Here is a 24,977-nt window from a genome sequence, read left to right as displayed (position 1 = left end):
TTGAGGATCATTTTTGGTTGCCAACTGATCCTCATTTTATTCTATCACGGCTACTGTCCGATATAACGGACTCATTTTCGTCTTATTTCCAATGTCACATCGCCATTATCCGCAATGGACATTTGCATCGTTTTCAAATACTTGTCCACAAACTGTTTCTGTTCCGAAGAACTCATTTCAATTCGAGTCGCTCTTAACGCCTCTGTGAACATCTCGTAGATATTCAGCCGCACCGCCTGATCTATGTAATGATACATCTCTTTGAACAGTGCGCCGATCTTAATATCCTCTGCATTGCCGGAGTAGAAGTCATCAATGTAGCAATAGAATATACCGGCATTGACAAGTGCGTTCTTCAAATCCGGTCCGCAGTTTTCGCGCTCTATCATGACAAGGAACCGAGCCTCCGGTAAAGAAGAAATCAGTCCCCAATAGTCGGAGTCGCTGGACACCAAAATAAAGGAATCCACATTGTTTTTGTAATGCTCCTGACAAGTTCGGGCAATCAGCATCACATCGACCAGAGACTTGTTCTGCTTTACCCGTTCGGTCATCATGTGTTCGACCGGGATGTGGGTAAAACTATCCAGAATACGCCAAGCAGATGCACTATGCACATCATCAAACAGGATGATGGATGCTATCTTCTGTGTGTACTGATAGTCAAGATTCTTGAGCGTAGCGCAGAGCTTGTACGGATCAGAATTTTCACAATCGACCACTACGACAACCTTTTCGCTGCTACCAATAAACTCGTAGATGCTTCCTTTAATGTAACTTCCAGCATCAGAAACTTTACTGTACTCTGTAAAGTAGTCACCGTTCATTTGATAAAGCAGCGTCACGAATTTTTTATCGTTATAGAGCAGATTACCGACATCCTCCGGTTCCCAGTTTATATACATCTGGTAAGGATAAAAGAGCAAGTGAGCGTAATAAATATCTGCTGCTGCTTTTGTCCCTTCCTCTTTCAAGCCATCTGGCATGAGAAAGAGGTTTTTTACATACAGCCAATTCAGCCAAAGAGGAAATAGCTTCTTGCAATTATTGATCCGATCAGAAATCAGCTTGTTTATCTCAACGATATGCTGACTTAGCTTCGTGCTGGACTTCTTTATAAAACTAATGCCATCCGCATTTAGTTGTTGAAGGCTATCCTGCGGCACGTATTCCGGCATACTGCTGATTGTGAGATAACTAAACTTCATGCGCTCGTTGATATGCTTGAAGTTTCTTTCAATCGCTGTCCTTATGATACACAAATGACGGATTATCCGTGCCGTTTTGTCTGCATCAAGTTTTTCGTATATCTCTATTTTGGGTGCTTCATGCTCATTATCAAAAATTCGTTTCGGAACACCAATCAAATATGCAACCTTAGAAACAATTTCATAGGTGCTGTCTTTGTAGGTGACTCGATCATCTGTGGGAAACGCCTCCGCTTCAACGAGGGCATTTTTCTCAGTCACAGCATTCTCAAGGACATCCATATATGCTCCTTTCGCTGAGGTATTTTTCTCTACCTATAACAAAATAGCCGCACGAAAACTCGGACCTACTTCTTGCCCGTTCGCACAGCTTCACATATATCTCCAATGTCACAATTCAAATAGTCGCAAATGCGCAGCAGAACAGAGAGAGCTACATCCTCGTTCTTATTGAGCTTACTCATCGTGCCAGGAGACAGCTCTATATCCTTGCGTAAAGTTGATTTTGGGATCTCTCTTTCGATGAGCATGACCCATAATTTCTTATAGCTTATCTTCATAAAAGCACCTCTCTCAAACGCTTATAGTGAGACTCATTATATTATACACCAAACGCTTCAAATTTTCAATATGATGCTCCAAAAATTCAAAATATATTTCAAGTTCATGGAGCGCATTACGAAGAAGAAAGCCTGAGCCGATTTATTCATACGGCTCAGGCTTTGGTGGTTATTCCAACTCGCTACTTTTGGCTTTTTCATGCTCCTGTGAAAGCGTTGGACTGAGGAAATCATCGACATTTGCCTTCATGGTATCAATCACTTTAGCCTCTTTTTTGAGCCTTGCTCGTTCGTCGTAGAGACGCTGCTGCTCTTCCAAAAGGCGTTGCTGCTCGGCTTGCAGAGACTTCATACTTGGAAGTTTTTCACCATCTTGCATAGCAAGCAATGTACTCTTTGCTGCTTCAAAAACGACAAGCTCTGCCTCGTGCGCAGCTCGAAAACTCTGCTTGTTCTTCGTCTTTGAGTAGGCATCATAGACCGGCTTGAGCTTTTGATAGGTTGAGATATTCTTGATAAGCGGCTGCACCTTTCGGAGCTGCGCTTCAACGACTTTCAAGTCAGCGCCGGTACGCTCATAAGAACTATGGATGTCTTCGACTTTCTTTTCAAGATCGGCATATTGAAGTAGCTCGTTCTCAGTGAGGTAATTGAGCGTTCTGGCGGCTTCTTTGAGGATCTTAATCTTCATAGAATGCTCAAAGCCCTTGCTGTCGATCTGCTTAATTCTGTTTTGAATATCACTGATGAGAGAGATGTTCTTCCTACCGTTCTGCATCTGCCGTCTGCGGGCATTGCGTCCTTGAATGCGTTCCTTGATCCGGTCCTCGGTGTAGTTATCTCCGATGGTTTTTGCACGGGTGAAACGCTCTTGCCCTTCGGCACGGAAGGAGATGTATTTGCCGGTTTTGATTTCATATCCGGCGTCCTGCATCAGCTTCAAAAACTCATCGTAGTCCTTTGCTGTGATTACACAGCGATCAATGGTCTGCTTGAGTTTTTGCTTCCAACTTGTACCGCGTTTGGCTTCGGTGTATTCCTTGTAGTCCATGCCTTTTCCCTGAGAGGGAGGAATAACTGACAGCCCGTGTTCAGCACATATCTCATCACTTAGATGCCGCATCTCACGATAGGTTTTCTTATTGCTTCGGTACGCATGAAAGTCTACATAGTTGACTGCGTTGAAGATAATATGATTGTGGCAATGCCCCTTGTCGATGTGCGTTGCAATCACGTACTCATACTTTCCCTTGAGCCATTCGTCGGCAAACTGCTTACCGATTTCATGCGCTTGTTCCGGCGTGACTTCATCAATCGCAAAGGATTGGATTAGATGTCGGGCGATCACCTTCGGCATCTGCATTCCTTGTTGAGCAGCAAGATTTCTTGTCCACTCAAATTCCTTCGCTGCGGCATCGCTGGCAGCGCAACCATAGGAAGCGACATAGAGCTGGTCATCTGTTTTCTGCGGATCAAGAATGTATGCGAGAGCCTTGTTCACAGTTCCTCGGATTGGCTTGATTTTAGTAATCGCCATATCTCAGCCTGCCTTTCTTTCAGCTCTGCAACATCGTCCTCATAGAAGTGTCCTGTGGAGTTAATTCGGCGGCAAATGTGATTGATATTTGCCGCTGCACGAGATACTGCGGCGGCAAGTTTCTTCTGCTGCGTGTAGTCCACTTTGATGATGTAACCGTCAATCGCCATCTTACGAAGATACGCTCCCATGTTCTTTGTACCAAGCTGTTTCATCTTTCCTTTGATAATCCGCTTCTCGTCATCTGAAACAAAGAAGAGTATCTGATTTGGTCGTGTTCTGTTTGCCATAAGCGGTTTGTCCTTTCGTAAAGATAGAGGGTTTGGGAGACATCCCAACAAGCATTTTCGGGATTAAGGGGAGGGTTTCCTTAATCCAAAATCGCCGTGTGTATATACACCGGCTGTGCTTGCTAATCTCCCAAAATCGTATTTCCCGAAGATTCCTCCGTGAAATGTCCCTTCACTTTACAACGGACACAATAAGTGCGTTTGTTGAGTACCGGATTTCAAAAAAGCCAAAAAATCATTGGATTTCCCATGTGAAAGCCACGTTGTCCGACACGTCAATATCGTCCGGCTCGATCTCTGGCGCGGAGCATTTACTCATCGCCATAAGAGGCTGAATGCAGTCTTCGAGCTCATAGCTTGTTCTGGAATACACATTGAGTTCGCCCCAGTTGTAGTCGATATTGAGTAGCTGCCCAAGCGTACTGCCTGATGCTTTACAAAGAATCTCCGCCTTCGCTCTGGCATTCTCCGTCGCATTGGTCAGTAGCTCTTCGCTGACTCTTGCCGGGTTTTTCACGGTGAACGCAATGCTGAGTTCCGGTTGCGCCCCACAATCCGTAATCGCAGAAATGACCTTTGCAAGCTGTTTGCTGTCAAAGTCAAAGGCAAGCTTCAAGCGATAGCTGCAAGCATATCCTGCGAACTCTCGCCTGTAATTGCCTTGCCGATCCTTAATGTTCTCGTACCTTGTCTGGACATCAAAGCTCGTGGTTTTCAGGTCTTCTTTGCGATACCCAACGCGGACAGCGACACCCTGCAATTTTTCAATCCTCACGGCAGCTTCCGACATTGCGCGGTCATAGGTTTCGGATAAGACTTCAATGTTCAGGGTGAGGATGATGTAATCCGGTCTGGCGGAGGCATTGCCTGTCCCTTTTACAGTGATCGTTCTCATTATTTTCTCCCGCCCTTTCTGGAATTGAAGTCCTCATCAATACGCTTTTTCCAATCCGTACCCAGCGGTACGCTGCAACGGACAGCGGAAACCGCTTCGCTCAGCACTTCATAGTTGAGTTGTGTTCCCTCGCGGTCGGAGTGGTAGTTGACCGCTCGGTCTGCACCAATTCCAAAATGCTTTGCCGTCTCAACGGCGTCGATGTTTGCACCGAGAAATAGAAACTCCCAGCCGTACTTTTCCTTCTGTCGCTCAATCATTTTCTTGACCTTCTCGCTATCATAACGGCGGCTTGCATTCTCCATGCCGTCCGTTGTGATGACGAACAGCGTGTGTTCAGGCACATCCTCAATTCTTGCGTACTTATGGACATTTCCAATGTGATGAATTGCTCCGCCGATAGCATCCAGAAGGGCGGTGCAGCCGCGAACGGAATAGTCCTTGTCGGTCATCGGCTCGACCTTTTGAACCGGTAAGCGGTCATGAATAACCTCGCTCACGTTGTCGAAGAGGACGGTAGAGATCAATGCCTCGCCCTTCTCTTTCTTCTGCCTTTCAATCATGGAGTTGAAGCCTCCGATGGTGTCTGCTTCCAGTCCGCTCATCGAGCCGCTGCGGTCAAGGATGAATACGATCTCCGTTAAGTTCTTTCTCATGTTCAGTACCTCCGCATATAAAAATATGACTGCTTGGTGTCTCACCTTACAGTCATATTGTACTTTTGTATTCACTTCGTTTGGTCGCATGGCAAGCGACATTATTCTAAGGTCGAGAACAGCTCTCCGTCAATACTTAGAACGTCATCCATCGGAATCTTCGAGCCGTCCTGCATAGTGATCCGCCGCTCAAAATCATCGACTTTTTTAATCGTGCCGGTTGCGGATACATATTTGCCGCCAGCCTTCCGCTCATCAGGCTGAAAGTAGGTAATGGTGACTTCCGGCGCGTCATCAAAGGCATCCATGAGAAGCTGATACCTTATGTCCAATGCAGTCAGCGCTTCCTCGTCAAGCTCAATCCTTTCGTCGGTCAGACGCCCGGTTTCCTTGATGGCGGAGTCATATCCGGTAAGTGCTGCGAAGGGTGCGAACTGCGCTGCTCGATCTGACATGGGCATCTGTGATCGCGTCTTGGAGACGTGGTGAGGGAGGTCAATTATTTCTCTGTATTTTTCCATTTCGCATCCTGACCTTTCCCTTAATCGCGGAACAAGTATCTCAGCATTCGTTCAGGGTCATCTAAAAACTGCTTTGTGATTTTATAATGTTCTGTCTCTGAATATTTGACTTTGTGTATACCAGTGTCGGTCATTTCGAGAATCTCAGCCTTGGGATATGTCATGAGTATAGGAGAATGTGTGGCAATGACAAACTGAGAGTTTTCTTCGACAAGCTCATCAATCGCAACCATCAACGACATCAATCTTTGCGGAGAAAGAGCTGCTTCGGGTTCGTCCAAAATATAAAGTCCGTTTCCTTCAAAACGGTTTGTTACAAGGGACAAAAAAGACTCTCCGTGGGACTGAGCGTGAAAAGAAACTCCGCCGTAACGAAGGAGAGTGCTATGCTCATCTAAATATGTTGCCGTGTTATAAAAGCTTTCTGCTCTTAAAAAGAATCCGTCTTTGGGATAACCGGATTTGATGGTGGTTAGATACTGATGGAGAACAGAATGTGATGATTTTGTTGAGAAGGAGAAATCTCTGGACCCTCCCTCTGGATTAAAGCCCAATGCAACCGCAATCGCCTCAAGTAATGTCGATTTGCCCGTCCCATTTTCACCAACGAAAAAAGTTACCGGTTTTTCAAAAGCCAATTCTTCAAGTGATTGTAGGTATTTGACTACTGGCAAGTTAGCAAGATATGATGATTGTTCTGGAAACCCATTGAGTCTTATTCCGGTCAAGTAATTCATTGCTCTAATCCTTTCGCGTTACGCCTTATGCCCGCCGATCTGCGCATTGCGGTCTTTTGCAGTTGCGCCTTCTTCAAGATTCATCGCCTTGAGGATGGCGTTCTTCCCGTACTTCTTCTTGATGGCGAGAGCCGCCTTCTGAATTTTTCTCTCACGCTCCAAAGCGGCGTCCTCGGCTTTCTGCTTTTCCTCTTCGGCGGCATAGTCCGTGAAGAGGTCAAGCTGGATAGCACCGTCGTTTTTCTTCGGCGCGTCCGCTTCCGGCAGGACGTGATTTGCCACAACATACATACGGCGGACAAGCAGATTCTTGTCCACGATCCGGTCAAATAGCTCTGACACAGCACACATTATTTTGCGGGTAGAGGATGTGTGACTGTCGAGATTGATAGAGCCGTGTGCCTGTTTGGGAATCTCCCGCCCATAGGGATCTTTCTCGACTGCGCCGTGATACCTTGCCCGTCGTGCTGGGTCGGTCAGGTTCTCAATATCATAGCCCACGGTGAGAACCATTTGATCGGTGACAAGTCCCTTGTCCACCAAGTCCAGCACAAGCAAGTCCGTCATTTCCCGGACAACCAGCTTCGCCTTCTGCGGCTCATAGGGACAGTGCAATACCTGACCGGAGCTGAGGCTATTGGAACTGGGACGATACGCTTTAATTGCTTCAATGGTAGTCGGCTCCCAGCCCCACGCATGGTCGATGAGCAATTCCGCATTCTTGCCGAAGAGCTTATAGAGCAAGTCCTCGTTCCGCTCAGAACAGAGGGCGACATCGCCCATTGTGAACATCCCGTTCTGCTCAAGCTTCTTGGCAATACCTCGACCCACGCGCCAAAAGTCCGTGAGGGGCTGATGTGTCCAAAGCTCATGCCGGAACTTCATCTCATCCAGCTCCGCAATGCGGACGCCGTTCTTGTCGGCGGGGATGTGCTTCGCCACAATGTCCATTGCCACTTTGCAGAGGAAAAGATTCGTCCCAATCCCAGCGGTTGCCGTGATGCCGGTTGTCTCAAGCACGTCGAGGATGATCTTCATGGCGAGGTCATGGGCGGAGAGCTTGTAGGTGTTCAGGTAGTCCGTCACGTCCATGAACACCTCGTCGATGGAGTAGACCACGATGTCCTCCGGCGCAATGTACTTGAGGTAAACCTGATAGATGCGAGTGCTGTACTCCATGTAGTACGCCATCCGAGGTGGTGCAATGATGAAGTCAATCGCCAGAGACGGGTTTGCTTGAAGCTCCGAGAAGAAGTGCGATGTGCCGTCCAGCCTGTGTCCCGGCGCGTCGTGCTGCCGTCCGGCATTCGATTCCTTCACGCGCTGCTTGACCTCGAATAGCCGTCCGCGCCCGGAGATACCGTAGCTCTTGAGGGAAGGCGTAACGGCAAGGCAGATAGTCTTGTCGGTGCGGCTTTCATCCGCAACGACGAGGTTTGTGTCCAGAGGATCTAAGCCGCGCTCCCTGCACTCCACGGAGGCGTAGAAGGATTTCAGGTCGATTGCGATGTATGTGTGTTGTTTCATCTTCTATACCTCCTTGCGCAGATCAGAAGTTAACTGTTTATCAATTCTTGCAGTTCATTGACAAACCGGCAGACATGAAATCCGTCACATACCGCATGATGAACCTGAACTGCTAAAGGAAGCAAAATTTTCCCATCTTCCTCAAAATATTTTCCCAAGGTGAAAATGGGAATCAAATAACTATACCCTTTCTGCAAGTTCAAATTAAAACTCTCAAATGTTGACCATGGTATCATAGATACCGTAAAAACATTTTCCGGAACATCCGGTTTTCCTGTCATGCCATGATTGCTTCCATACAGCTGAATATCGTTTTCATAAGCCCTTGAAAATGCTTCGATTTCCGGCACATATTCAGTCCAAAGGTTAGAAAATGTCTCTGTGTCCTCGTGAAATACGGTATAGCTGGGTATCATCTCGTCATATATCCCCAGCTCACCCGCTTGGTTGATTGCCGTTCTAAACTCTGAATGACGGTTTACGATCGTTGTAAGATAATAAAGCATCGCAGGGTATAGCTTCATTCGCTTCTTCTTTATTTGCGTAATATCCAATTTAACAGTCATACTGTATGTGCAGGGTATATTTGTAAAGTAGTGTTCAAAATACTCGCGTCGCTTCCATCCGTTTATATCAATTACTTCAAATACCATCCTCTTCATCGTTGTTCTCCTTATGCACCTATGAGACTCTGGTCAAAGGCAAACAGAGCCTCGTTGATCTCAAAGACGTTATAGTTCCCATGCTCCACAAAATACTCCACGATGATGTCAAACTTGTTGGAGTGGGAGAGTGCAAAGCCCGCCTTCATGAGCATATCCTTCATTTCCGCAAGCGGCAGCTCAAGGGCGATGGCAAAGGCAATAACGGTGGGTTTGGAAGGCTTGTAGGACTTGTCCAAGCGGATCTTCGAGAAGAGCTTCCGGTCAATATTCGCCTTCTTGTAGCACTGTGCGTCCGTCATGCCGCGTTCATCAATCTTCCGCAGCAACATCTCCGAAAAGCTCTCATCGATCTGTCCCAGTGCATCGTCAAGAGTTGCCGCCTTCTCGGAGCTGACTGCCATAGGAGCTGTGAGCTTTTCAATAGCCTCATCGTAAACGGGTGACTCACAAGGCATCGGCTCTTCCATTCGGAAGGCACTCATTCTGCGCAGACGCTCGGAACGACTATCGGTATGCTCGTCCACATAGCGGTCATCTATGTACGCTGCAATATCAGCAAACAGCTTGCTGCTGATCTGGTAGGCTTTGCGGTCGAAAATGACGATGTACACCGTCATATCGTTTTCAAGAAGGAAGCTGCTGATGGTGTCAATCGCAACCTTGAGAGCCTGATCCTTCGGATAGCCAAAAATGCCGGAGGAAATCAGCGGGAACGCAACCGACTCGCATCCGTATTCCTTCGCCAGAGAGAGGGCGGTGCGGTAACAGGAAATCAGCCTCTCGCGCTCTCCACGCTGACCGCCCAACCAGCGCGGACCGACAGCGTGAATGACATATTTGCAGGGCAGCTTGTAGCCCTTCGTGATTTTTGCGCTCCCGGTTTCGCAGCCGTGGAGCGTTTCACATTCTGCCAGCAGCTCCGGTCCTGCAGCGCGATGGATGCAGCCGTCCACACCGCCACCACCCAGCAGTGACTCGTTGGCAGCGTTGACGATGGCGTCCACCTTCATTTTTGTGATGTCATTCCTGACAATTTGAAGCGGCATGATCAAGCCCTCCCATTCGGTTACTTCGCGCCGGTCAGCAGTTTGTCCAGCGGGATTCTTTCCGGGTATTTTCCTTCGGTCAGAATGTCATATAAATACCTGTTATCCAGAATCATATCATCCCGGATAAGCTGCCAGTTTGCCTTTTTCCTGAAAAACACCTTGAAGATCAGGAAGTTCATGATCGCCCCAATTACCGGCGTGGTCATGCCGAAAGCCTCGGTGTGAGAGAAATGGCATCCTGTTTTGGTTCTTTTCCCTTCAAAGGTGATGAACGCCGTTTTCTTGTCGCTCCGGAATACAATGCGGAAGTGGTTCTCATCCTGTTCGCATTCCGTAATTGTGCCGGTCACATCGTAGTCCAGCCCCATGACGATCTCGCGGAAGCGGATCTTGCTTCCTGCGTTATAGTTTCCGTTATAGAGATTGCATTCGATGTGGTAGGGACTCCATTTCACAAACTCTTCCTCAAAGTTAGCAGTCCATGCCTTTAATTTTTCATAGGAAGCCGGAATCTCTATCTGCTCTGTAAGAACAATCATTGTCAGTTTCTCCTATTCTGTCAAAGCGGCATCGGTGTCCGGGCGATCAGAATGACCGCCAGAATCGCGCCCACAAATGCCGCTGCTCCGATGGCAGCCAACAGCTTTTTGCTGAGTTTCTTCTTCGTTGCCTTGCAGATCAGCGCAGCGCAAGCCATGCAGACAGCCGCAGCCACAAGTGCAATGCCCAGCGTTTCCCATAGCCAGGACAGTTCATATAGGATTTTCATGCGATCATCATCTCCTGTTCGTTAAAGTAAAAGTTGTCACTCTGTCAGTCGATTCTCTTCGCCCCAGATACAGAGCTGATCCAGCACAGTCATCAGCGATTTCCCACGCTCCGAAAGCGCATATTCCACCTTCGGCGGGATCTGCGGATACTCAGTGCGGACGATCAGTTTGTCTGCTTCCATCTCCTTGAGATTCGTGCTGAGAGTCTTGTCGGAAATGGTTTTCAGATACCGTTTCAGCTCATTGAATCGCACCGTCTCAAACTCCATCAGGCAGTAAAGAATGACCATCTTGTGCTTGCCGGAGATCAGCGACAGCGTGTAGGCAAAGCCGGTGTCCTCAAAATTGGCGTTCTCGATATAATTCTTTATCATTTCACTTTTTCCTAAGATAGTACCTATCATAATAGTCAGTACTTGAATTTCTGCTTTACTCGGTTATAATTATAAGCAGGATGAACAGTCCTGTCAATCTGATCACAAGGAGAAGTTATCATGAGAACAAAACTGAAAATCACCGAAGGCATTTTCCCCATGCCGGTTCTGATGGTTGCGACTTATAACGAGGACGGCAGCGTGAATGTCATGAACGCCGCATGGGGCACCATGCAGGAGCGGGACACCGTTGTTCTGAACCTCACCGAGACACACAAGACCGTACAGAACATCAAGGCACGGGGAGCATTCACCGTCAGCATTGCCGATGCTGCCCACATAGTGGAAGCAGACTATTTCGGCGTAGAGTCCGGCAATAAGGTCGCCAATAAATTTGCCCGCAGCGGTCTGACCGCCAGCAAAGCAGAAACCGTAGATGCCCCTGTCATCAACGAGTTCCCGATCTGCCTGGAGTGCAGGTTCATCGAGTATCAGAACAATGAATACGGATGCGGCGTCATCGGCAAGGTGGTCAATGTCACTGCCGATGAGAGCGTTATAGTGGATGGAAAAATTGATATGTCTAAGGTCAACGCTATCGCATTTGACCCCTACACCCACGGCTATTATAAAGTCACCGAGCGTGTGGGCGAAGCATTCCGAGATGGCTTAAAGCTGAAAAAGTAAGGTGTGTAGAAAAGGAGCTTTCGCATAAGCGAAGGCTCCTTCTTAAAATATGAGGATTTCGCAAATTCTCATTTGTACTCTTTTCAAAGTTCAAGTCCTTCAACCCATGCCGCAAGCTCCTGATGCCCGACGCTGCTCTTGAAGACCTTGCCTTCCAGCAGCTTTGCACCTTTGCAGCTCGGCATAAGCCGCTCGTTCGTCTTGCCGATGTCGCTTCCGCCGGAGGTCGCAAACGGGATGATCGTCTTGCCAGTCAGGTCATAGCTCTCAAGGAACGTATTGATAATCGTCGGCGCAACGTACCACCAGATCGGGAAGCCCACAAAGATTATATCATAGTTCTTCATGTTGTCCCGTTTCACGGCAATTTCCGGTCGTGAGGCGGGATTGTTCATTTCAATCGTACTGCGGGCTTTCTTGTCTATCCAGTTCAAATCCACTTCCGTGTAAGGCACCTTCGGCTCAATCTCAAAGATGTCCGCGCCGATTGCCTCTGCCAGCGTCTCGGCTACCTTTGCAGTCACGCCGGACGCAGAAAAATATGCTACAAGTTTCTTGCTCATCTTGTTTTATCCTTTCAATATCTTCGTAAGCTGCTGTGCGGACGCACCCGGCAGGATGGAGGAAAGATGCTGCATCATGCACTCTTTGGATTCCTGCGGGTCTCGCTGATAGGCGGAGGTGATAAAGTCGTACCCGAAAAGCTCTTCCGGCGTCGCATATTCCGCGACACCCCAGCCATAAGGTCTTCCGTACCTATCCTGCATATAGACGAAATCCGCAATGCAGACATAGCTCTGCATTTGCAGTCTCGTGATACACGTCTCAAAGCCGGTGTTGCCGCCCTTGCGGTAGTTCAGAGCCTCTTTCAGCCGTTTGGAAAGCATCCTGCCTTCACCGGCTATGGCTTCATAAAGCTCCTTGTCTTTGTAGGACGCCAAGCCGTCATCCCAACGGGCGTCAAAGTCATAGCCGTCACGCCGGAAGTTTGCGAAGTCCGGTATCCACTCTCGGCTCACAAAGCCAGCCTTCTTGTTGAAGAGCTTGCCATAGAGACATTTGCCGCTCCGCGCAGCCGGTCCTTTCCATTCCCACGGACCATCTACATCATCCGCAAACCATAACTCAGGTGGGCAAAGTTCCTCGATGGAGAAGCCGGGAATCTCGTTCCGAAAGAAGGGCAGAAAGCCGCATTGCTCGACGGCGGCAATCAAGTCATCGGCACTATGCAGTTGTCCGACATCTCGCTCTGACATTACTCTGCCTCTTCAATCACGCCATAATCAATCAGGATATTTTTCTCCGCATACTGCGGGTAAACAATACCCATCATTTCATACTGATAACGTCTCACGCGGCGATGCTCCTGAACCGGCTCCGGTGCATACGCAGCGGTTTCACAGTGCGCATATTCCGGCATTTCCGCAAGATCATCCCGAACGGCACGGATAAGCGCGTCTGCTACATCATCAATGTTCTTGCCGGTTTCCACGGCAACCAGTTCGTGCTTCCGGACTGCCTTGTCCAGATTACCGGGGGAGCGAAACAGCTTGTATTTCATATCATTGCCCGTCCTTTCTCTCTATCGGTCTGTCTATTCTTCCTGAAATCTGTTCTTTAGGGACGCAATCATCGCTTGTGCGGCGATGCTCAGATACAAAACTCCAATTTCATAGATAAATTCGCGGTCGATCACGATAAAGTATTCTCTAATATGTGTGAAAACCAGTTCCAGCAAGTCCCTGTACAGTGGATCATCAAAGGGCTTGAACCGTGCAAACTTGCTTTTGGCAGCGTCCCATGTCATAGACGCTTCGCCCTCAGCACTGGTCATCACCTCGCAGAGAATCATGCTGACGCCCATTTTCCCGTTGCCGGTCAGGAGTTCTCCTTCGTAATAGCTGAGTAGGTCTTTCTTGCGTCGAAGCGGAACTACATCGCAGTTGTCATCAAGCTCAAATGCAATCAGCTCCGCAGCGAGTTCCCGCCAGACCGCATATCCGGCGTTAATGGTTCCGTCCTCTTCGCGGCTGATGGTATCGTCCATGCAGTATCGTTCATAGAAGTTATCCCCGCCAAGCTCGTTGCGGGTGCAGAAGATATGCGCCAGCTCATGCAGAAGAATGTGCTTCAACTCTGCCGGATAACGCGCAATGTCTGTCCGCAGAAGGATTCCATCAACGCCGCCTCCTTTACCGACGAAGGCAGAGGCATGAAAGTCAAAATAGCCGTCCTCTGTATAGCGGTCTTCCAGCCGATCAGGGAAATACTGCTTGCAGAACTGTTCAAAGACTCCCTGCTGATTTTCCGTCTGAAAGCAGCACAGCACAAGGTTGTCCTCGCTGAACTCCGTTCCCATGCGCTCGTTAAAGATGGAAGCGGCATAGAAAAGGGCTTCTTTATAGTCGTTGTTGTTCATCTAATTACTATCCTTCATCCTCATTCACCCCTCCGGTCTGACATTTCTCAGGAAGTCAGAGTGCGGCACATACGGCAAGTTGAGCTGCCAGCCCATGCGGTTCAGCTCGTTGAGCTTGATCAGCATCAGGTTGATGTTTGTTCCCATTGCAGCAGAAAGCTGCACCACATCGTAGTCCTGCTTCATCAGGTCAATCAGCTCATCATCGTCAATGATCAGGTGTGAGGCAAACGCATTCGCCTCATATTCGTGTTTTGTGCGCATATCGAACAGCACGAACTCCGGGAGCGGTTCGTTTCCTTTGGCAAGATCACGGTGAAAGGTATCATGCCCGATCTCGTGACCGCAAACCATTTGCATGATCAGATACTCCATGCTGGAGTTCAGAAGAATATGCCGCTCTTTATGGCGGTAGGTGTACATTCCGAGCAGATCGTTCAGATTGTCAAGAAAATGGAGATGAATGCCCAGCTCACGGGCAATCTTCAAGGTATCTCTTGTTCCACAGCTTTTGACAATGCTGTTCGCCTTTTTGTATATTTCCTCGGAGCGAATTATCACGGGAGCTTCACCCCTTTCATGTTGAAAACAGTCAAAGTAAATCCGTCAAGAAACCGAGACGCAGACAGTTATTCCTCTGCGTCCGTACCGGTCTTCTTGTATTTCTTCGGCGTGTATTTCTCAACATTCCGGGCTTTGGATTCCCAATATATATCCTGCAACGCCTTCATCACCGCATCCTTGTCCTGCTCAGACAGCGTACCGCCCGCAAACAAGCCGGACATCCCTTCAATCAGGTCCTTTGCCTGTTTCATGCCACGGGAGCCGTACTGCTCGGATGCCTGAACCACAAACTCTTCGTCCTCGGTCAGCAGATAGTTCACATCCACCTTGAAGTATTCCGCGATTTTTCTGTAAGCGTCCTTGGTACGGGGAAAGGAAATGCCGTTCTCGTACCGGGTAATCATACGTCTGTTGATTCCCAGTGCATCGGCTACTTCCTGCTGGGTCAGCTTCCGCTTCTCCCGTTCAGCCTTGAATTTCTCTCCAAACGTCATTTTGGTAATCACTCCTGTTCACAAAAAGTTTGCGACATCAAATTGCGCAAGTCTATTGACAAAGGCACTTGAAGTGCGTATAATAATGACTGAGCAATCCAACTACTCATAGTATATCCTGAATTGCTCATCCTGTCAAGGGGCATGAGTAGTTGTACACGAAAAAGTTACATCTTTTGAGCAGTTCAAATGGACAGGCATTTATGCTGCCGAAGATCATCCGTACTGGCATACACCGGTATAAGGGAACAGGAGTGAGAAAAACGCAAATGGCTACACAGTACAGAAAAGCATACGTCCCGGTTACGCTGGATGTGGACAAGGAGGGGGCAATCCTCCCTCGCCTTATCTGGTGGGACAACGGTGTGATCTTTCAAATCGACCAGATTCTTTACAAATGCCGCGCCACATCCAAGAAGGTTGGGGGCGGAGGCATCCGTTACACAGTTCAGATTCGCGGAAAGGAGTCATTTCTTTTTCACGAAGGAGACAAGTGGTTCGTCGAAGCAAAGGAGGACAACTGCTCATGATTTTATCCCAGCGCCAACTTGAAGAAATTGCAGCCTCAACAACAAAGGACTTCAATCGGTTCTTTTTCGGGGATGAGGCGGACAAGCCCGACCGATCAGCTTTGCCAACACCCATTGATCAGTTTGCAAAGAATTATCTCGGTCTTCGCGTATCATTCGCCCGTCTCTCGCCGGATGGAAGCATCTGCGGTGTCACTGCCTATGCCGACACTGAGTACAAGATCACGGAGCTTGGCATTACGCGCACACTGGCTTTGAAGCGTAATCAGGTCATCTTGGACGAGAGCTTCATTCGATCCGGCAACGTGCAGCGGCTCTGCGCCAAGCGCAGATTTACCCTTGCCCACGAGTGCGCCCATCAGATTCTCTTCCAACTGGAATCGGAAGAGGTAAAGGCATCCTGCGAGATGAGATATTCCGCACGGACTGCTTATACGCCGCGAGAGCTAAAAACCCGTGAGGACTGGAACGAGTGGCAAGCAAATGTCTTGGGCGCGGCGATCCTGCTTCCTCAAAAAGAGGTTGACCTGGCAATGCGTCGGTTTGCAGAAACGCCGCTGATCAATTACGAGGGGAGGTATTCGTATGGTGATCACTTAACGCTGCGCCTTTTCTGCCGGTTGTTCGGTGTCTCCAAGACAACGGCGTCTATCCGCCTTCGTCAGCTCGGCTACATGGTAGATCGTCCATTCAGTGAGTATGTTGACCCATTGGAGGTGTGGTAATGAAGAGAGCATCCATTCGGGTTCAGGAACCGACGCCGGAGCTGATCGAAAAAATCCGCAGGGCAAGAGTTGCCATTTCCCAGCAGAAGCCCCGATACCTGAAATGTCCCTATTGTCAGCATAATGCCATTGCTGTCTACGAGGACACGAGGGGTCATGTAGAATCCAAGTGCAAGAAATGCGGGCGGATCACAGTCTTTGATGTGCTGAATATGAGAAGACTGCGACCGCGTACCAAGTAAGAACCGGAGGACAAGCCTCTGTTCTAAAATAAAATATATGTCATAGCTGAGCTGTGGAGCCGCCTGATAGGTGAAGTCATCCTAATGCCGCATGAGACAGAGTTTAATTGCTCTGTTTTATCGGCATGGGATTCAAACCTCACCGTCATGCGGCTCTTTTTCTGTCTTCACCCTTCCCGCTGCTCCCGCGCAGCGGAAAGGATGAACAATGAAAATCCCTAAAACCCCTATCGCGTTCGATTACGACCTCTGGACTACGGAGGACGGCAAGTGCATGGTGCGCGTGAAACGAACCGGCGAAGTTTCCGAGGTTGACCGCAAGGTTATGAGAATCCTTCGCGCAGAGGAAAAGCGGATCAGACGCTCGTATGGCTCTGACAACAGCTCTGAGGATGAGGACGGCGCAGAGAAAATTTCTGATACCGTGCTGTCCCTTGACGCTATGCCGGAGGACGATGTGAAGTCCGCTGCATGGCTGGCAGACTCCCGCGACTGCATGGAGGAACTGATCACCGCCCTCAAAGAGAAGGAGCTTCTTTCCATTCTGACAGAGAAGCAGCGCGAATTGTATCTTGCGATGACCCGTGAAGGACTGACTCTTCGAGAGTTTGCCCGAAGGAAAGGCATCGGCATCAGAGCTGCATTTGACCTCAAAGCAGCGGTGCAGAAAAAATTTCAAAGAATTTTTTGAGCGGTACTCAACAAACGGCAAAAAGATGTCCGTTGTAAAGTGAAAGGGTCAATCAGACCACTTCGCTGTTCCTTGAAAACTGAATAGTTCAGTGCTGCGGATCTTTCCGCTTCTGCGAAGCAACACAGCTTCCGACGCCAAGACCTCCCAAAAGGGAGTGAGCGACCTCCGGAGAGCTATAACAGCCGTGTGGTGCGGCTGCTTGCGACGATGCAGATGCCGGGTATAATGATACTTCCGTCTTTTCTTTGAAGGGGCGGCTCGGAGCGATCCTCGGAGGGGTGAGAGTCCCATGATACCGATTAACCGTTGGTAGTCCGCAGCATTCCCGGAACTGCAAAGTTCTTCTGGCAGGGGCGCGAGCTGCAAATATGCCGGACAACGAAACAAACCCAAAAGAAACTTACAATATAGTTTCAGGATGAAAACTATGTGGCAGAGTGTCTTCACAAGATGCTCTGCCATATCCTTTTGTCCTGAATAGTTCTACGAAACAGGAGGTGCTTAGAATATGATGGGCATTGAAACAATGAAAAACGTCAGCCCGAAAACGGTTGACCGAAGCACACTCGTTCAGAGAAGCAGCGTCCGGCTTGATCCTGCGGCACCGCGAGAGGACAGGCTGAGGGAGTTCATCAAGCAGATCAGAAATCCCTATTGTTATCTGGACGGGAAGACAGTGGTGAAGATCAGCTTCGCCGAGACGGACACAACAATGGAAGATTGTCTGGAACACTATCTGAGAGGTCTTTGATTTATGAACAGTCTGAATCTTTTCGCCCGGTTCTATGGACAAGCGATTGAGCCTGTGGTATAATGAAATCGGTCAAAAAAAGAAGAATACGGATTAAGCCGCTTGCCCTGATGGTCATGTGGCGCTTTCGTGTTTCTCTTCATAAGAGTTGAAGCAAGCCTTCGTCTTTCTGATTTGATGTACCACACCAAACAGAAAAACGGAGGTTATTTTTATGCCAGATAAGGTTTACCGCACGGCGATCTACTGCCGTCTGTCCCGTGAGGATGGAGACAAAGTAGAAAGCAACTCCATCGCCAGCCAGAGAGCCATCTGCGAGGACTATATCGCAAGGCACGACGATTTGGAGCTGGTCTGTGAGCCGTTTGTTGATGACGGGTACAGCGGCGTTTCCTTCAATCGTCCTCAGTTCAAAAAGCTGGAAGAGGCAATCCGCAAGGGTGCGCTTGACTGCATCGTGGTCAAGGATCTCAGCCGCTTCTCAAGAAACTACATCGACGGTGGACGTTACATTGAGAAGATATTCCCGCAGCTCGGCATTCGCTTCATCGCAATCAATGATGCGTATGACAGTCTGACCGGTGATCCGCAGTCCGACTCCTTTGTTATCCCGTTCAAAAACCTGATTAACGATTCTTACTGCAAGGACATCTCCATGAAAATCCGAAGCAGTTTGGAAGTCAAGCAGAAGAGCGGTGAGTTCGTCGGCTCGTTCGCGCCTTACGGCTACATGAAATCGCCGGAGAACAAAAACCAGCTCATCGTGGATGAAGCGGTCAGCGAATATGTGCAGATGATCTTTTCCATGTACAAGGACGGCTTCTCCATCGGACGTATTGCAAAGCGTCTGAACCAGATGGGCGTCCTGTCCCCAATGGAATACAAGCATTCCGCCGGTGTGAAGTTTGATACCGTCTTCAAGACCGGCGATACCGCAAAATGGACATACAAAGCTGTCCAGCGTATTCTCACCAACGAGGTTTATATCGGCGTTCTGGCGCAAGGCAAGCGCGGCACTCCCAACTACAAAGTCCGCGTTGTGAAAAGCAAGGATGAATCCGAGTGGGTCAAGGTAGAAAATGCGCATGAAGCTCTTGTGTCCTACGAGGACTTCATGGCAGTCAAGGTCATGATGCAGCGGGATATGCGCTGTTCGCCCGATCAGGACGAAGCGCATCTGTTTTCCGGTTTTCTGTTCTGCGGAGACTGTCAGCAGCCAATGATCCGCAAGACCGTCCCGTCGAAGACGAAAAAGTATATCTACTACGTCTGCTCCACCAATAAGCACAGCCGGACGTGCAGCCCGCACAGCATCGCCGCAAAAGAGGTTGAAGAGAAGGTCTTCCGTGCCATTCATGACCAGATCGAGCTTGTCATCAATCTGGAACACGCGCTTGCGATGATAGAGCGGCTTCCGTCTCAGAGCCGTAAGGCTTTCAATTACGAAGCCCAGATCGCCAAAATCGAGGAAGAGATTGAACGGTACCAAAAGCTCAAGCTGGGGCTTTACGAGAACTTCATCGGCGGCGTCATTGATAAATCGGAATACTTCGAGTTCCGCAGCAGCTACACCAAAATCATTGAGGACAAACAGGAGGCACTTCTGCGGGTCAAAAAAGAAATGAAGCAAACGGTGACAACCGGTACGACTGAACGGAACTGGGTAACGCTTTTCAAGCAGTATGAAAACGTCGAAGAGCTGAACCGCCGTGTGCTGATGTCGTTGGTTGACCGCATCCTGATTCACGAAAACCATGCAATCGAAATCGTCTTCAAATACAGGGATGAATACCAGCAGACGATTGAATACGTTCTCGGCTATGCCGATGAACTGGATATTGCCGTATAAAGGAGGGATGAGCAAATGGCAAGAAAAAGCAGAAAGCAAATTGCAGTCGAAGAGCCGGTTATCGAATCTGTCTCTTCCGAGGTCTTCTCAACAGCCATCTATGCCCGTCTTTCCGTTGAAAACAGCGGCAAGTCTGAAAAGGTGGATGTCATCGCAAATCAGATTGAGATTTGCAAGTCGTACATTGCAGAGCGTCCCTACCTGAATCTGATAGATACCTATGTGGATAACGGACGAACGGGTACGGTTTTTGATAGACCGGAGTTCAACCGTCTGATGAACGACATCCGCACCGGCAGGATCAAGTGCCTTGTGGTTCGTGATCTCAGCCGGTTCGGGCGAGACTACATCGAGGCAGGAACCTATCTGGAACGGGTCTTTCCGCAGATCGGGCTTCGGTTTATCGCCATCAAGGAAAACTACGACAACTTTGATACGGACGGCTCCGGCGAAAGCCTCATCATCCCTCTGCAAAACATGATCAACACCCTCTACTCGAAGGACATCTCCCGCAAGGTTTCTACTGCGCTCAAGGCGCAGATGGAAAGCGGAGAGTTCAAGAAGCGCAATCTCCCGTATGGCTACCGCTGGGATGAAGAACACTGCAATATGGTTTTCGATGAGGAAACCGCACCGATTGTCCGGAAGATTTTCCAATGGAAGATTGAAGGGCTGTCCCTTCCGGCGATTGCAGACCGGCTTGATGCCATGAACGCGCCCAATCCGGAGTTTCAGAAGTATCAGGTCGGCGTCCGCACAGGCAATGCTACGGCAAAGAAGATTTGGAACAAATCTTCACTCACTACCATTCTGGATAATCCCCATTACGTCGGAGATACCGTTCTCGGACGGACGCTGAACGCCATCTATAAGGGCGTCAAGAATCAGCATATCGACCGCGAGGAATGGATTGTTTTTCCCAATACTCACGAGGCGATTATCTCCCGTGAGGACTTCCAGAAGGTACGAGAAATGCGGAACGCTGCTGCAAGGACAAGGGTTGAGAAGATGGAGCGCACGGAGGAAATTCGCGCTACACTGGTCAATCTCTTTGAAGACAGAATCGTCTGCGCAGACTGTGGCAGGAAGCTCTATTTCCATCGCAAGCGCGTAGACAAGCGCAAGGACGGCGCATGGTACGCCTTCTATGAGTGCAGCTCATCCGTCAAGCGAGGCAATCTCTGTACGCCACACTATACGCGGCAGGACACACTCGAAGCCGATGTGCTTGCGGCGATCCAGCTTCAAGTCAAGGCAGCTCTCAATTACGACAAGCTGCTTGCCAAGCTGAGAAACAGCGAAGGTGAACGCAGCATCCGCGATCAACAAAATGCGCTCATTACGAGCCTGAATCTGAAACTCAGCGGCGTCTCCAAGAAACGCACCCGGCTCTACGAGGACTTCACGGAAGGCATTCTCGATGAAGAGGAATACGCCTTTGCCAAAAAAGCCTACGATGAGCAGTATGCCGACCTTTCCCGGCGGCTGGATGAAGCAGTTCAGCGGAAGGTCAAGTTTGCCGAAGCAATGTCCGAGGACAATAAGTGGCTCACACTGATGAAATCCGTCAGCGGTGCAGAAAAGCTCTCTCAGGAGTTAGTTGACGAGTCCGTAGAGCTTGTGAAAGTCCATGAGGGCGGTTCAATCGAGCTGGTCATGAAATACGGCGATATTTACGCTCTGACCGTTCAGAGTATCAAGGAAGTACAGGAGGCGATGTAAATGAGCAAGGAATACAACATCGGCATCTACATCCGCCTCTCAATGGCTGATGAAGATACCGGCTATGGCAGCAAGGCGGAAAGTGACAGCATCGGCAACCAGCGTATGCTCATCAATCGCTTTCTCGACAATCATCCGGAGTTGTCTCACTGTCAGCGATCTGAGTTTGCGGATGACGGTTATACCGGCACGAACTTTCACCGTCCTCAGTTCACGCAGATGATGGAGAAGGTCAAGCGCGGGGAGATTAACCTGATCTGCGTCAAAGACTTATCCCGCTTTTCTCGTGACTACATTGAAACGGGAAACTATCTGGAATGCACCTTTCCGTTCATGGGCGTCCGCTTTATTTCCATCAACGACGGCTATGACAGCGACGATTACAAAGGCACAACGGGCGGTCTGGAAGTGGTTATGCGCAGCATCATCTATGCGGCATACAGCAAAGACCTCTCCGTAAAGACCACATCGGCAAAAATCCAGATGATGAAGCAAGGCAAGTATGTCGGTGGCTACGCTCCATACGGCTACGTCCTGCATCCAACCATTCGGAACAAACTTGCCGTAGACCCGGAGGCAGCTGATGTGATCCGTCGTATTTTCCGTGAGGCGCTGGAAGGCAGCAACACCTCTCAAATCGCCCGCAGCCTGAATGATGACGGCATCCCGACACCGGGGCAATACTTCAAGAGCAAGCATCCCGACAAGAAGAAGTTCAGTAACATGAGCGAGAAAATCAGTTGGGAAACCGTGATGGTCTATAACATCCTCAAAAACCTTGTTTACACCGGAACACTGGTCAGCCGCAAAATGAAGTCCTGCGGTGTCGGCTCAAAAAAGCGTGTTGTCAATGAGCCGATTATCGTAGAAGGTACGCATGAAGCGATTATCAGCAAGGAAGACTTTGAGCTTGCTCAGAAGGTCATTCGAGGCGGAGGACGGAATCCCACGCGCAAGCAGCATGACTATCCGCTCAAGGGACTCGTCCGCTGCGGTAACTGTAAACGTGCTATGACACGCCGAAAGAACAAGGCTGGCATTCGATACTTCCAGTGCATTCACTCGGTCAACAACGGAAACACAGACTGTCCGGTTGGCAGGAGCTTTCCGGAAATGGATATTGAGAAGGTTGTCTTCCATGCCCTTACTCAGTTTCTTGCTTTGGCACAGAAGGAAGCAATGCAGAACCGCGAAGTCGGTGATCTGCGGAAATCTGCCATCAAGGAATGTGCTGATAAAATCCGCACTCTGCAAAAGCAGAACGAGCAGCACAAGGCGTCCAAGCTGAGGCTCTACGAGAAGTATGCAGCCGGAAGCATCACGAAGGAGGCGTACATTCAGCAGAAGGCGGCAACGGATGTGAAGATTGCTGAAAACGATGGAGTAATCCAGCGCAGTCACGAGCGGATGAAGGAGCTTGACTCCGAGACCGCCTGTTCAGATGAAAAGCTGGATGCGGTCTGCGAACAGTACGCCGACTGCAAAGCTCTGACCTATGAGCTGACCCACGCATTCATTTCTGCGGTCTACATTTACGATCTTGACAACATAGAAATCGTCTGGAAGTTCAAGGACTTCCTCAATACATCAGAAGGAGAAGCCAAATGAAAGTATTTCTTTATATCCGTGTTGCCTGTGCGGATCAGCTTGCGGCGGCAAATCAGCGGGAAGAGCTGGAACGCTATGCGAAGGACAAGGGCTATGAGGTAGCTGCTGCGGTTGCCGCAGACGGCATCTCCGGCGTCCATACGGAAGGCATCATGAACTTCTTGATGAACGAAGCCAAGCGTCAGGGCATCGGTGCAATCCTTACCCGTGACGCTTCGCGGATCAGCCGGGACGCTTCCTCTTTCATGAGGTTTGAGCGAAAATTCAAGGAGAATGGCATCCGGTTAGAGTATCTGTCCAAGCCTGACAACGAGCTTCCGGTCACTCCGATGATGGAGGCATTTGCGGCGGCGTATAAGAAACGTCGCACAAAGAACGGCAAAAGAGCATAGAGAAAACGCAAGCCGTTCACGGGTGGTTGTCCACCTATGAACGGCTTGTAAATTCTCAAAATTTTTTTAGTCCCTACTTGACACAAGAAGATTTATCCCGCTTAGGCAGAAACTACATTCTGACCGGCCAGTACACGGAAATCTACTTTCCCAGCAAAGGCGTCCGCTATATCGCTGTCAATGACAATGTGGACACCATCAACGGAGAGAATGAGCTTGCCCCATTCCTCAACATTCTGAATGAAATGCACGCCCGCCAGACCAGCAAAAAGGTAAAGGCGGCCATGCGGACACGGTTCGCAAATGGCGCACACTATGGAGCCTATGCTCCGCTTGGCTATGTCAAAGACCCAGATAAGAAAGGCCATCTTCTGATTGACCCGGAAACAAGGTGGATTATCGAAAAGATTTTTGACCTTGCCGTTCATGGCCGGGGAGCCGCCAGCATTACACGGATTTTGGTCGAAGAAAAAGTACCTACTCCCGGCTGGCTGAATTTCCAGAGATACGGCACTTTCGCAAATATCTATGCCGGAGCGCCGGAGGAAAAAGCCTATGCGTGGACGATAGCGCAGGTGAAAAGTATTCTGAAAGAGGAAACCTATATCGGACACAGCGTCCACAATAAGCAGACCAACATTTCATTCAAAAACAAGAAGAAAGTACGCAAGCCAAAAGAGGAATGGTATCGTGTGGAGAACACCCACGAAGCGATTATTTCCGAAGATGTGTTCCGTCAAGTACAGGAGCAGATTTGCAACAGGCGCAGACGGCAGAAGAACGGCACAACACAGATATTTTCCGGGCTGGTAAAATGTGCGGACTGCGGCTGGTCGCTGGCCTATGGTATGAACAGCCAGAACAAAAATCCCTATGCCCACTACCATTGTAGCAAGTACGGGCAAGGATTGCACCAGTGTTCCATGCACTATATCCGCTATGATGTGCTTTACGCCTATGTCCTTTCCCGTCTGCAATACTGGTCTGTGCTGGCACAGCAGGATGGGGACAAACTTCTGAAACGGCTACTTAACGCCAGCGACAAGGAACGCAATACTGCAAGGAAGCGGCAGACAGCCGAACTGAAAAAGGCGGAAAAGCGCAAAGCAGAAGTAGACACCCTGTTTGCAAAAATGTATGAGGACTGGTCTGCCGGACGCATTACAGAATACAATTTCAATATGCTGTCCGAAAAGTATCAGGGCGAACAGCGAGAATTGGACGTAAAAATTGAACGGCTTCACGAAGCGATGGAGACCGCCGCCCAGACAGCGGTTGACGCTGAAAAGTGGATAGGTCTGATGAAACAGTATGTCAATCCCACAGAATTGACGGCTGAACTTCTGAATACGCTGATTGAAAAAATCCTTGTCCATGAAGCGGTCAAAAGTGAGGACGGAAGCCGGGAACAGGAAGTGGAAATCTTCTACCGCTTTATCGGCAAAATCGAATGACACATCTTGAGATACCCAACAATATCTTTAACTAAGGGAAACGGGGGAAGGATATCC

Annotated in this window: 30 protein-coding genes; 10 read left to right on the top strand and 20 right to left on the bottom strand. The window is 49.1% G+C overall.

The features are described from left to right. Nucleotides 1-71 precede the first annotated feature (71 nt). From DW114_RS05775 to DW114_RS05710, 14 genes are all read right to left on the bottom strand, one after another. A complete protein-coding gene (locus tag DW114_RS05775; RefSeq protein WP_117452827.1) occupies nt 72-1,490 on the bottom strand; it encodes an NYN domain-containing protein in 1,419 nt (472 codons plus the stop codon). A 65-nt stretch (nt 1,491-1,555) separates the two neighbouring features. Continuing rightward, the gene (locus DW114_RS05770; RefSeq protein WP_071699564.1) at nt 1,556-1,768 is read right to left on the bottom strand and encodes a helix-turn-helix domain-containing protein; all 213 of its coding nucleotides are present in this window, start codon (nt 1,766-1,768) and stop codon (nt 1,556-1,558) included. A 169-nt stretch (nt 1,769-1,937) separates the two neighbouring features. Next, nucleotides 1,938-3,305 carry a relaxase/mobilization nuclease domain-containing protein gene (locus tag DW114_RS05765; RefSeq protein ID WP_199483498.1) on the bottom strand — a complete coding sequence of 456 codons (1,368 nt, stop codon included), beginning with the start codon at nt 3,303-3,305 and terminating at the stop codon, nt 1,938-1,940. Next, nucleotides 3,266-3,595, bottom strand: coding sequence for a plasmid mobilization protein (locus DW114_RS05760; protein ID WP_071699565.1), 330 nt, complete (start codon nt 3,593-3,595; stop codon nt 3,266-3,268). Before DW114_RS05760 ends, DW114_RS05765 begins: the two co-directional genes overlap by 40 nt. 235 nt (nt 3,596-3,830) lie before the next feature. After that, the gene (locus DW114_RS05755) at nt 3,831-4,490 is read right to left on the bottom strand and encodes an SIMPL domain-containing protein (protein ID WP_117452826.1); all 660 of its coding nucleotides are present in this window, start codon (nt 4,488-4,490) and stop codon (nt 3,831-3,833) included. Further along, nucleotides 4,490-5,248, bottom strand: coding sequence for a vWA domain-containing protein (locus DW114_RS05750; protein WP_199483500.1), 759 nt, complete (start codon nt 5,246-5,248; stop codon nt 4,490-4,492). The genes DW114_RS05755 and DW114_RS05750 overlap by 1 nt, the downstream gene beginning before the upstream one ends. Then, the gene (locus DW114_RS05745; RefSeq protein WP_117452824.1) at nt 5,248-5,667 is read right to left on the bottom strand and encodes a YolD-like family protein; all 420 of its coding nucleotides are present in this window, start codon (nt 5,665-5,667) and stop codon (nt 5,248-5,250) included. Before DW114_RS05745 ends, DW114_RS05750 begins: the two co-directional genes overlap by 1 nt. Before the next feature lie 20 nt (nt 5,668-5,687). Then, nucleotides 5,688-6,404 (bottom strand): AAA family ATPase, encoded by a 717-nt coding sequence (locus DW114_RS05740; RefSeq protein ID WP_117452823.1) that lies wholly within the window; start codon nt 6,402-6,404, stop codon nt 5,688-5,690. 18 nt (nt 6,405-6,422) lie between these two features. Then, a complete protein-coding gene (locus tag DW114_RS05735) occupies nt 6,423-7,931 on the bottom strand; it encodes a DNA methylase (protein WP_117452822.1) in 1,509 nt (502 codons plus the stop codon). A gap of 29 nt (nt 7,932-7,960) precedes the next feature. Beyond that, nucleotides 7,961-8,584, bottom strand: a complete 624-nt coding sequence (gene catA, locus DW114_RS05730) for a type A chloramphenicol O-acetyltransferase (RefSeq protein ID WP_117452871.1) — start codon at nt 8,582-8,584, stop codon at nt 7,961-7,963. A 20-nt stretch (nt 8,585-8,604) separates the two neighbouring features. Further along, a complete protein-coding gene (locus tag DW114_RS05725) occupies nt 8,605-9,642 on the bottom strand; it encodes an O-acetyl-ADP-ribose deacetylase (protein ID WP_117452821.1) in 1,038 nt (345 codons plus the stop codon). 20 nt (nt 9,643-9,662) lie between these two features. Next, nucleotides 9,663-10,184, bottom strand: coding sequence for an SRPBCC family protein (locus DW114_RS05720; protein WP_110441594.1), 522 nt, complete (start codon nt 10,182-10,184; stop codon nt 9,663-9,665). A gap of 20 nt (nt 10,185-10,204) precedes the next feature. After that, a complete protein-coding gene (locus DW114_RS05715; protein ID WP_117452820.1) occupies nt 10,205-10,414 on the bottom strand; it encodes a hypothetical protein in 210 nt (69 codons plus the stop codon). A gap of 36 nt (nt 10,415-10,450) precedes the next feature. Then, nucleotides 10,451-10,789: a winged helix-turn-helix transcriptional regulator gene (locus DW114_RS05710; RefSeq protein ID WP_117452819.1), complete on the bottom strand. Its 339-nt coding sequence runs from the start codon at nt 10,787-10,789 to the stop codon at nt 10,451-10,453. A gap of 120 nt (nt 10,790-10,909) precedes the next feature. Here DW114_RS05710 and DW114_RS05705 point away from each other — a divergent pair, with 120 nt between their 5' ends. Further along, complete coding sequence (locus tag DW114_RS05705) at nt 10,910-11,476, top strand: flavin reductase family protein (RefSeq protein WP_117452818.1); 567 nt, start codon at nt 10,910-10,912, stop codon at nt 11,474-11,476. Between the two features lie 83 nt (nt 11,477-11,559). On the opposite strand, the gene DW114_RS05700 is transcribed toward DW114_RS05705, so the two are convergent. The 6 genes from DW114_RS05700 to DW114_RS05675 form a co-directional block, all read right to left on the bottom strand. Further along, nucleotides 11,560-12,039, bottom strand: coding sequence for a flavodoxin (locus DW114_RS05700; RefSeq protein WP_117452817.1), 480 nt, complete (start codon nt 12,037-12,039; stop codon nt 11,560-11,562). Nucleotides 12,040-12,045: 6 nt separating this feature from the next. Further along, nucleotides 12,046-12,732, bottom strand: a complete 687-nt coding sequence (locus DW114_RS05695; protein ID WP_117452816.1) for a hypothetical protein — start codon at nt 12,730-12,732, stop codon at nt 12,046-12,048. Continuing rightward, the gene (locus DW114_RS05690; protein WP_117452815.1) at nt 12,732-13,037 is read right to left on the bottom strand and encodes a carboxylate--amine ligase; all 306 of its coding nucleotides are present in this window, start codon (nt 13,035-13,037) and stop codon (nt 12,732-12,734) included. Before DW114_RS05690 ends, DW114_RS05695 begins: the two co-directional genes overlap by 1 nt. Before the next feature lie 33 nt (nt 13,038-13,070). After that, entirely contained in the window at nt 13,071-13,895 is an 825-nt protein-coding gene (locus tag DW114_RS05685; protein ID WP_117452814.1) for a hypothetical protein, read from the bottom strand. Between the two features lie 24 nt (nt 13,896-13,919). Beyond that, nucleotides 13,920-14,384, bottom strand: coding sequence for an ImmA/IrrE family metallo-endopeptidase (locus DW114_RS05680; protein ID WP_233511336.1), 465 nt, complete (start codon nt 14,382-14,384; stop codon nt 13,920-13,922). Nucleotides 14,385-14,524: 140 nt separating this feature from the next. After that, nucleotides 14,525-14,953: a helix-turn-helix domain-containing protein gene (locus DW114_RS05675; RefSeq protein WP_005934745.1), complete on the bottom strand. Its 429-nt coding sequence runs from the start codon at nt 14,951-14,953 to the stop codon at nt 14,525-14,527. 203 nt (nt 14,954-15,156) lie between these two features. Here DW114_RS05675 and DW114_RS05670 point away from each other — a divergent pair, with 203 nt between their 5' ends. From DW114_RS05670 to DW114_RS05625, 9 genes are all read left to right on the top strand, one after another. Next, nucleotides 15,157-15,483 (top strand): hypothetical protein, encoded by a 327-nt coding sequence (locus DW114_RS05670; protein WP_021748079.1) that lies wholly within the window; start codon nt 15,157-15,159, stop codon nt 15,481-15,483. Continuing rightward, nucleotides 15,480-16,208 (top strand): ImmA/IrrE family metallo-endopeptidase, encoded by a 729-nt coding sequence (locus DW114_RS05665; RefSeq protein WP_117452812.1) that lies wholly within the window; start codon nt 15,480-15,482, stop codon nt 16,206-16,208. Before DW114_RS05670 ends, DW114_RS05665 begins: the two co-directional genes overlap by 4 nt. 450 nt (nt 16,209-16,658) lie before the next feature. Next, the gene (locus tag DW114_RS05655; protein WP_117452811.1) at nt 16,659-17,141 is read left to right on the top strand and encodes a hypothetical protein; all 483 of its coding nucleotides are present in this window, start codon (nt 16,659-16,661) and stop codon (nt 17,139-17,141) included. Nucleotides 17,142-17,652: 511 nt separating this feature from the next. Next, nucleotides 17,653-17,895, top strand: a complete 243-nt coding sequence (locus DW114_RS05650) for a DUF6870 family protein (RefSeq protein WP_117452810.1) — start codon at nt 17,653-17,655, stop codon at nt 17,893-17,895. Nucleotides 17,896-18,109: 214 nt separating this feature from the next. Continuing rightward, entirely contained in the window at nt 18,110-19,744 is a 1,635-nt protein-coding gene (locus tag DW114_RS05645) for a recombinase family protein (protein WP_117452809.1), read from the top strand. Nucleotides 19,745-19,759: 15 nt separating this feature from the next. Next, entirely contained in the window at nt 19,760-21,466 is a 1,707-nt protein-coding gene (locus DW114_RS05640) for a recombinase family protein (RefSeq protein ID WP_117452808.1), read from the top strand. Next, a complete protein-coding gene (locus tag DW114_RS05635; protein WP_117452807.1) occupies nt 21,467-23,074 on the top strand; it encodes a recombinase family protein in 1,608 nt (535 codons plus the stop codon). It begins immediately after the preceding gene. Continuing rightward, on the top strand, nt 23,071-23,466 hold the full coding sequence (locus DW114_RS05630; RefSeq protein ID WP_117452806.1) for a recombinase family protein: 396 nt from the start codon (nt 23,071-23,073) through the stop codon (nt 23,464-23,466). Before DW114_RS05635 ends, DW114_RS05630 begins: the two co-directional genes overlap by 4 nt. A 26-nt stretch (nt 23,467-23,492) precedes the next feature. After that, nucleotides 23,493-24,920 (top strand): DUF4368 domain-containing protein, encoded by a 1,428-nt coding sequence (locus DW114_RS05625; RefSeq protein ID WP_233511337.1) that lies wholly within the window; start codon nt 23,493-23,495, stop codon nt 24,918-24,920. Nucleotides 24,921-24,977: the final 57 nt, after the last annotated feature.

The sequence above is a fragment of the Absiella sp. AM09-50 genome (assembly GCF_003433845.1).
In the GTDB taxonomy this organism is placed as follows: domain Bacteria; phylum Bacillota_I; class Bacilli_A; order Erysipelotrichales; family Erysipelotrichaceae; genus Hoskinsella; species Hoskinsella hominis.
The sequence above is the reverse complement of the archived record's forward strand: the minus strand, read 5'-3'. Positions and strand labels throughout refer to the sequence as shown.

Excerpts from the sequence above, each read along its gene's own strand:
- DW114_RS05775 (WP_117452827.1), bottom strand. The coding sequence starts at position 1,490 with ATGGATGTCCTTGAGAATGCTGTGACTGAGAAAAATGCCCTCGTTGAA.
- DW114_RS05770 (WP_071699564.1), bottom strand. The coding sequence starts at position 1,768 with ATGAAGATAAGCTATAAGAAATTATGGGTCATGCTCATCGAAAGAGAG.
- DW114_RS05765 (WP_199483498.1), bottom strand. The coding sequence starts at position 3,305 with ATGGCGATTACTAAAATCAAGCCAATCCGAGGAACTGTGAACAAGGCT.
- DW114_RS05760 (WP_071699565.1), bottom strand. The coding sequence starts at position 3,595 with ATGGCAAACAGAACACGACCAAATCAGATACTCTTCTTTGTTTCAGAT.
- DW114_RS05755 (WP_117452826.1), bottom strand. The coding sequence starts at position 4,490 with ATGAGAACGATCACTGTAAAAGGGACAGGCAATGCCTCCGCCAGACCG.
- DW114_RS05750 (WP_199483500.1), bottom strand. The coding sequence starts at position 5,248 with ATGTCGCTTGCCATGCGACCAAACGAAGTGAATACAAAAGTACAATAT.
- DW114_RS05745 (WP_117452824.1), bottom strand. The coding sequence starts at position 5,667 with ATGGAAAAATACAGAGAAATAATTGACCTCCCTCACCACGTCTCCAAG.
- DW114_RS05740 (WP_117452823.1), bottom strand. The coding sequence starts at position 6,404 with ATGAATTACTTGACCGGAATAAGACTCAATGGGTTTCCAGAACAATCA.
- DW114_RS05735 (WP_117452822.1), bottom strand. The coding sequence starts at position 7,931 with ATGAAACAACACACATACATCGCAATCGACCTGAAATCCTTCTACGCC.
- catA (WP_117452871.1), bottom strand. The coding sequence starts at position 8,584 with ATGGTATTTGAAGTAATTGATATAAACGGATGGAAGCGACGCGAGTAT.
- DW114_RS05725 (WP_117452821.1), bottom strand. The coding sequence starts at position 9,642 with ATGCCGCTTCAAATTGTCAGGAATGACATCACAAAAATGAAGGTGGAC.
- DW114_RS05720 (WP_110441594.1), bottom strand. The coding sequence starts at position 10,184 with ATGATTGTTCTTACAGAGCAGATAGAGATTCCGGCTTCCTATGAAAAA.
- DW114_RS05715 (WP_117452820.1), bottom strand. The coding sequence starts at position 10,414 with ATGAAAATCCTATATGAACTGTCCTGGCTATGGGAAACGCTGGGCATT.
- DW114_RS05710 (WP_117452819.1), bottom strand. The coding sequence starts at position 10,789 with ATGATAAAGAATTATATCGAGAACGCCAATTTTGAGGACACCGGCTTT.
- DW114_RS05705 (WP_117452818.1), top strand. The coding sequence starts at position 10,910 with ATGAGAACAAAACTGAAAATCACCGAAGGCATTTTCCCCATGCCGGTT.
- DW114_RS05700 (WP_117452817.1), bottom strand. The coding sequence starts at position 12,039 with ATGAGCAAGAAACTTGTAGCATATTTTTCTGCGTCCGGCGTGACTGCA.
- DW114_RS05695 (WP_117452816.1), bottom strand. The coding sequence starts at position 12,732 with ATGTCAGAGCGAGATGTCGGACAACTGCATAGTGCCGATGACTTGATT.
- DW114_RS05690 (WP_117452815.1), bottom strand. The coding sequence starts at position 13,037 with ATGAAATACAAGCTGTTTCGCTCCCCCGGTAATCTGGACAAGGCAGTC.
- DW114_RS05685 (WP_117452814.1), bottom strand. The coding sequence starts at position 13,895 with ATGAACAACAACGACTATAAAGAAGCCCTTTTCTATGCCGCTTCCATC.
- DW114_RS05675 (WP_005934745.1), bottom strand. The coding sequence starts at position 14,953 with ATGACGTTTGGAGAGAAATTCAAGGCTGAACGGGAGAAGCGGAAGCTG.
- DW114_RS05670 (WP_021748079.1), top strand. The coding sequence starts at position 15,157 with ATGCTGCCGAAGATCATCCGTACTGGCATACACCGGTATAAGGGAACA.
- DW114_RS05665 (WP_117452812.1), top strand. The coding sequence starts at position 15,480 with ATGATTTTATCCCAGCGCCAACTTGAAGAAATTGCAGCCTCAACAACA.
- DW114_RS05655 (WP_117452811.1), top strand. The coding sequence starts at position 16,659 with ATGAAAATCCCTAAAACCCCTATCGCGTTCGATTACGACCTCTGGACT.
- DW114_RS05650 (WP_117452810.1), top strand. The coding sequence starts at position 17,653 with ATGATGGGCATTGAAACAATGAAAAACGTCAGCCCGAAAACGGTTGAC.
- DW114_RS05645 (WP_117452809.1), top strand. The coding sequence starts at position 18,110 with ATGCCAGATAAGGTTTACCGCACGGCGATCTACTGCCGTCTGTCCCGT.
- DW114_RS05640 (WP_117452808.1), top strand. The coding sequence starts at position 19,760 with ATGGCAAGAAAAAGCAGAAAGCAAATTGCAGTCGAAGAGCCGGTTATC.
- DW114_RS05635 (WP_117452807.1), top strand. The coding sequence starts at position 21,467 with ATGAGCAAGGAATACAACATCGGCATCTACATCCGCCTCTCAATGGCT.
- DW114_RS05630 (WP_117452806.1), top strand. The coding sequence starts at position 23,071 with ATGAAAGTATTTCTTTATATCCGTGTTGCCTGTGCGGATCAGCTTGCG.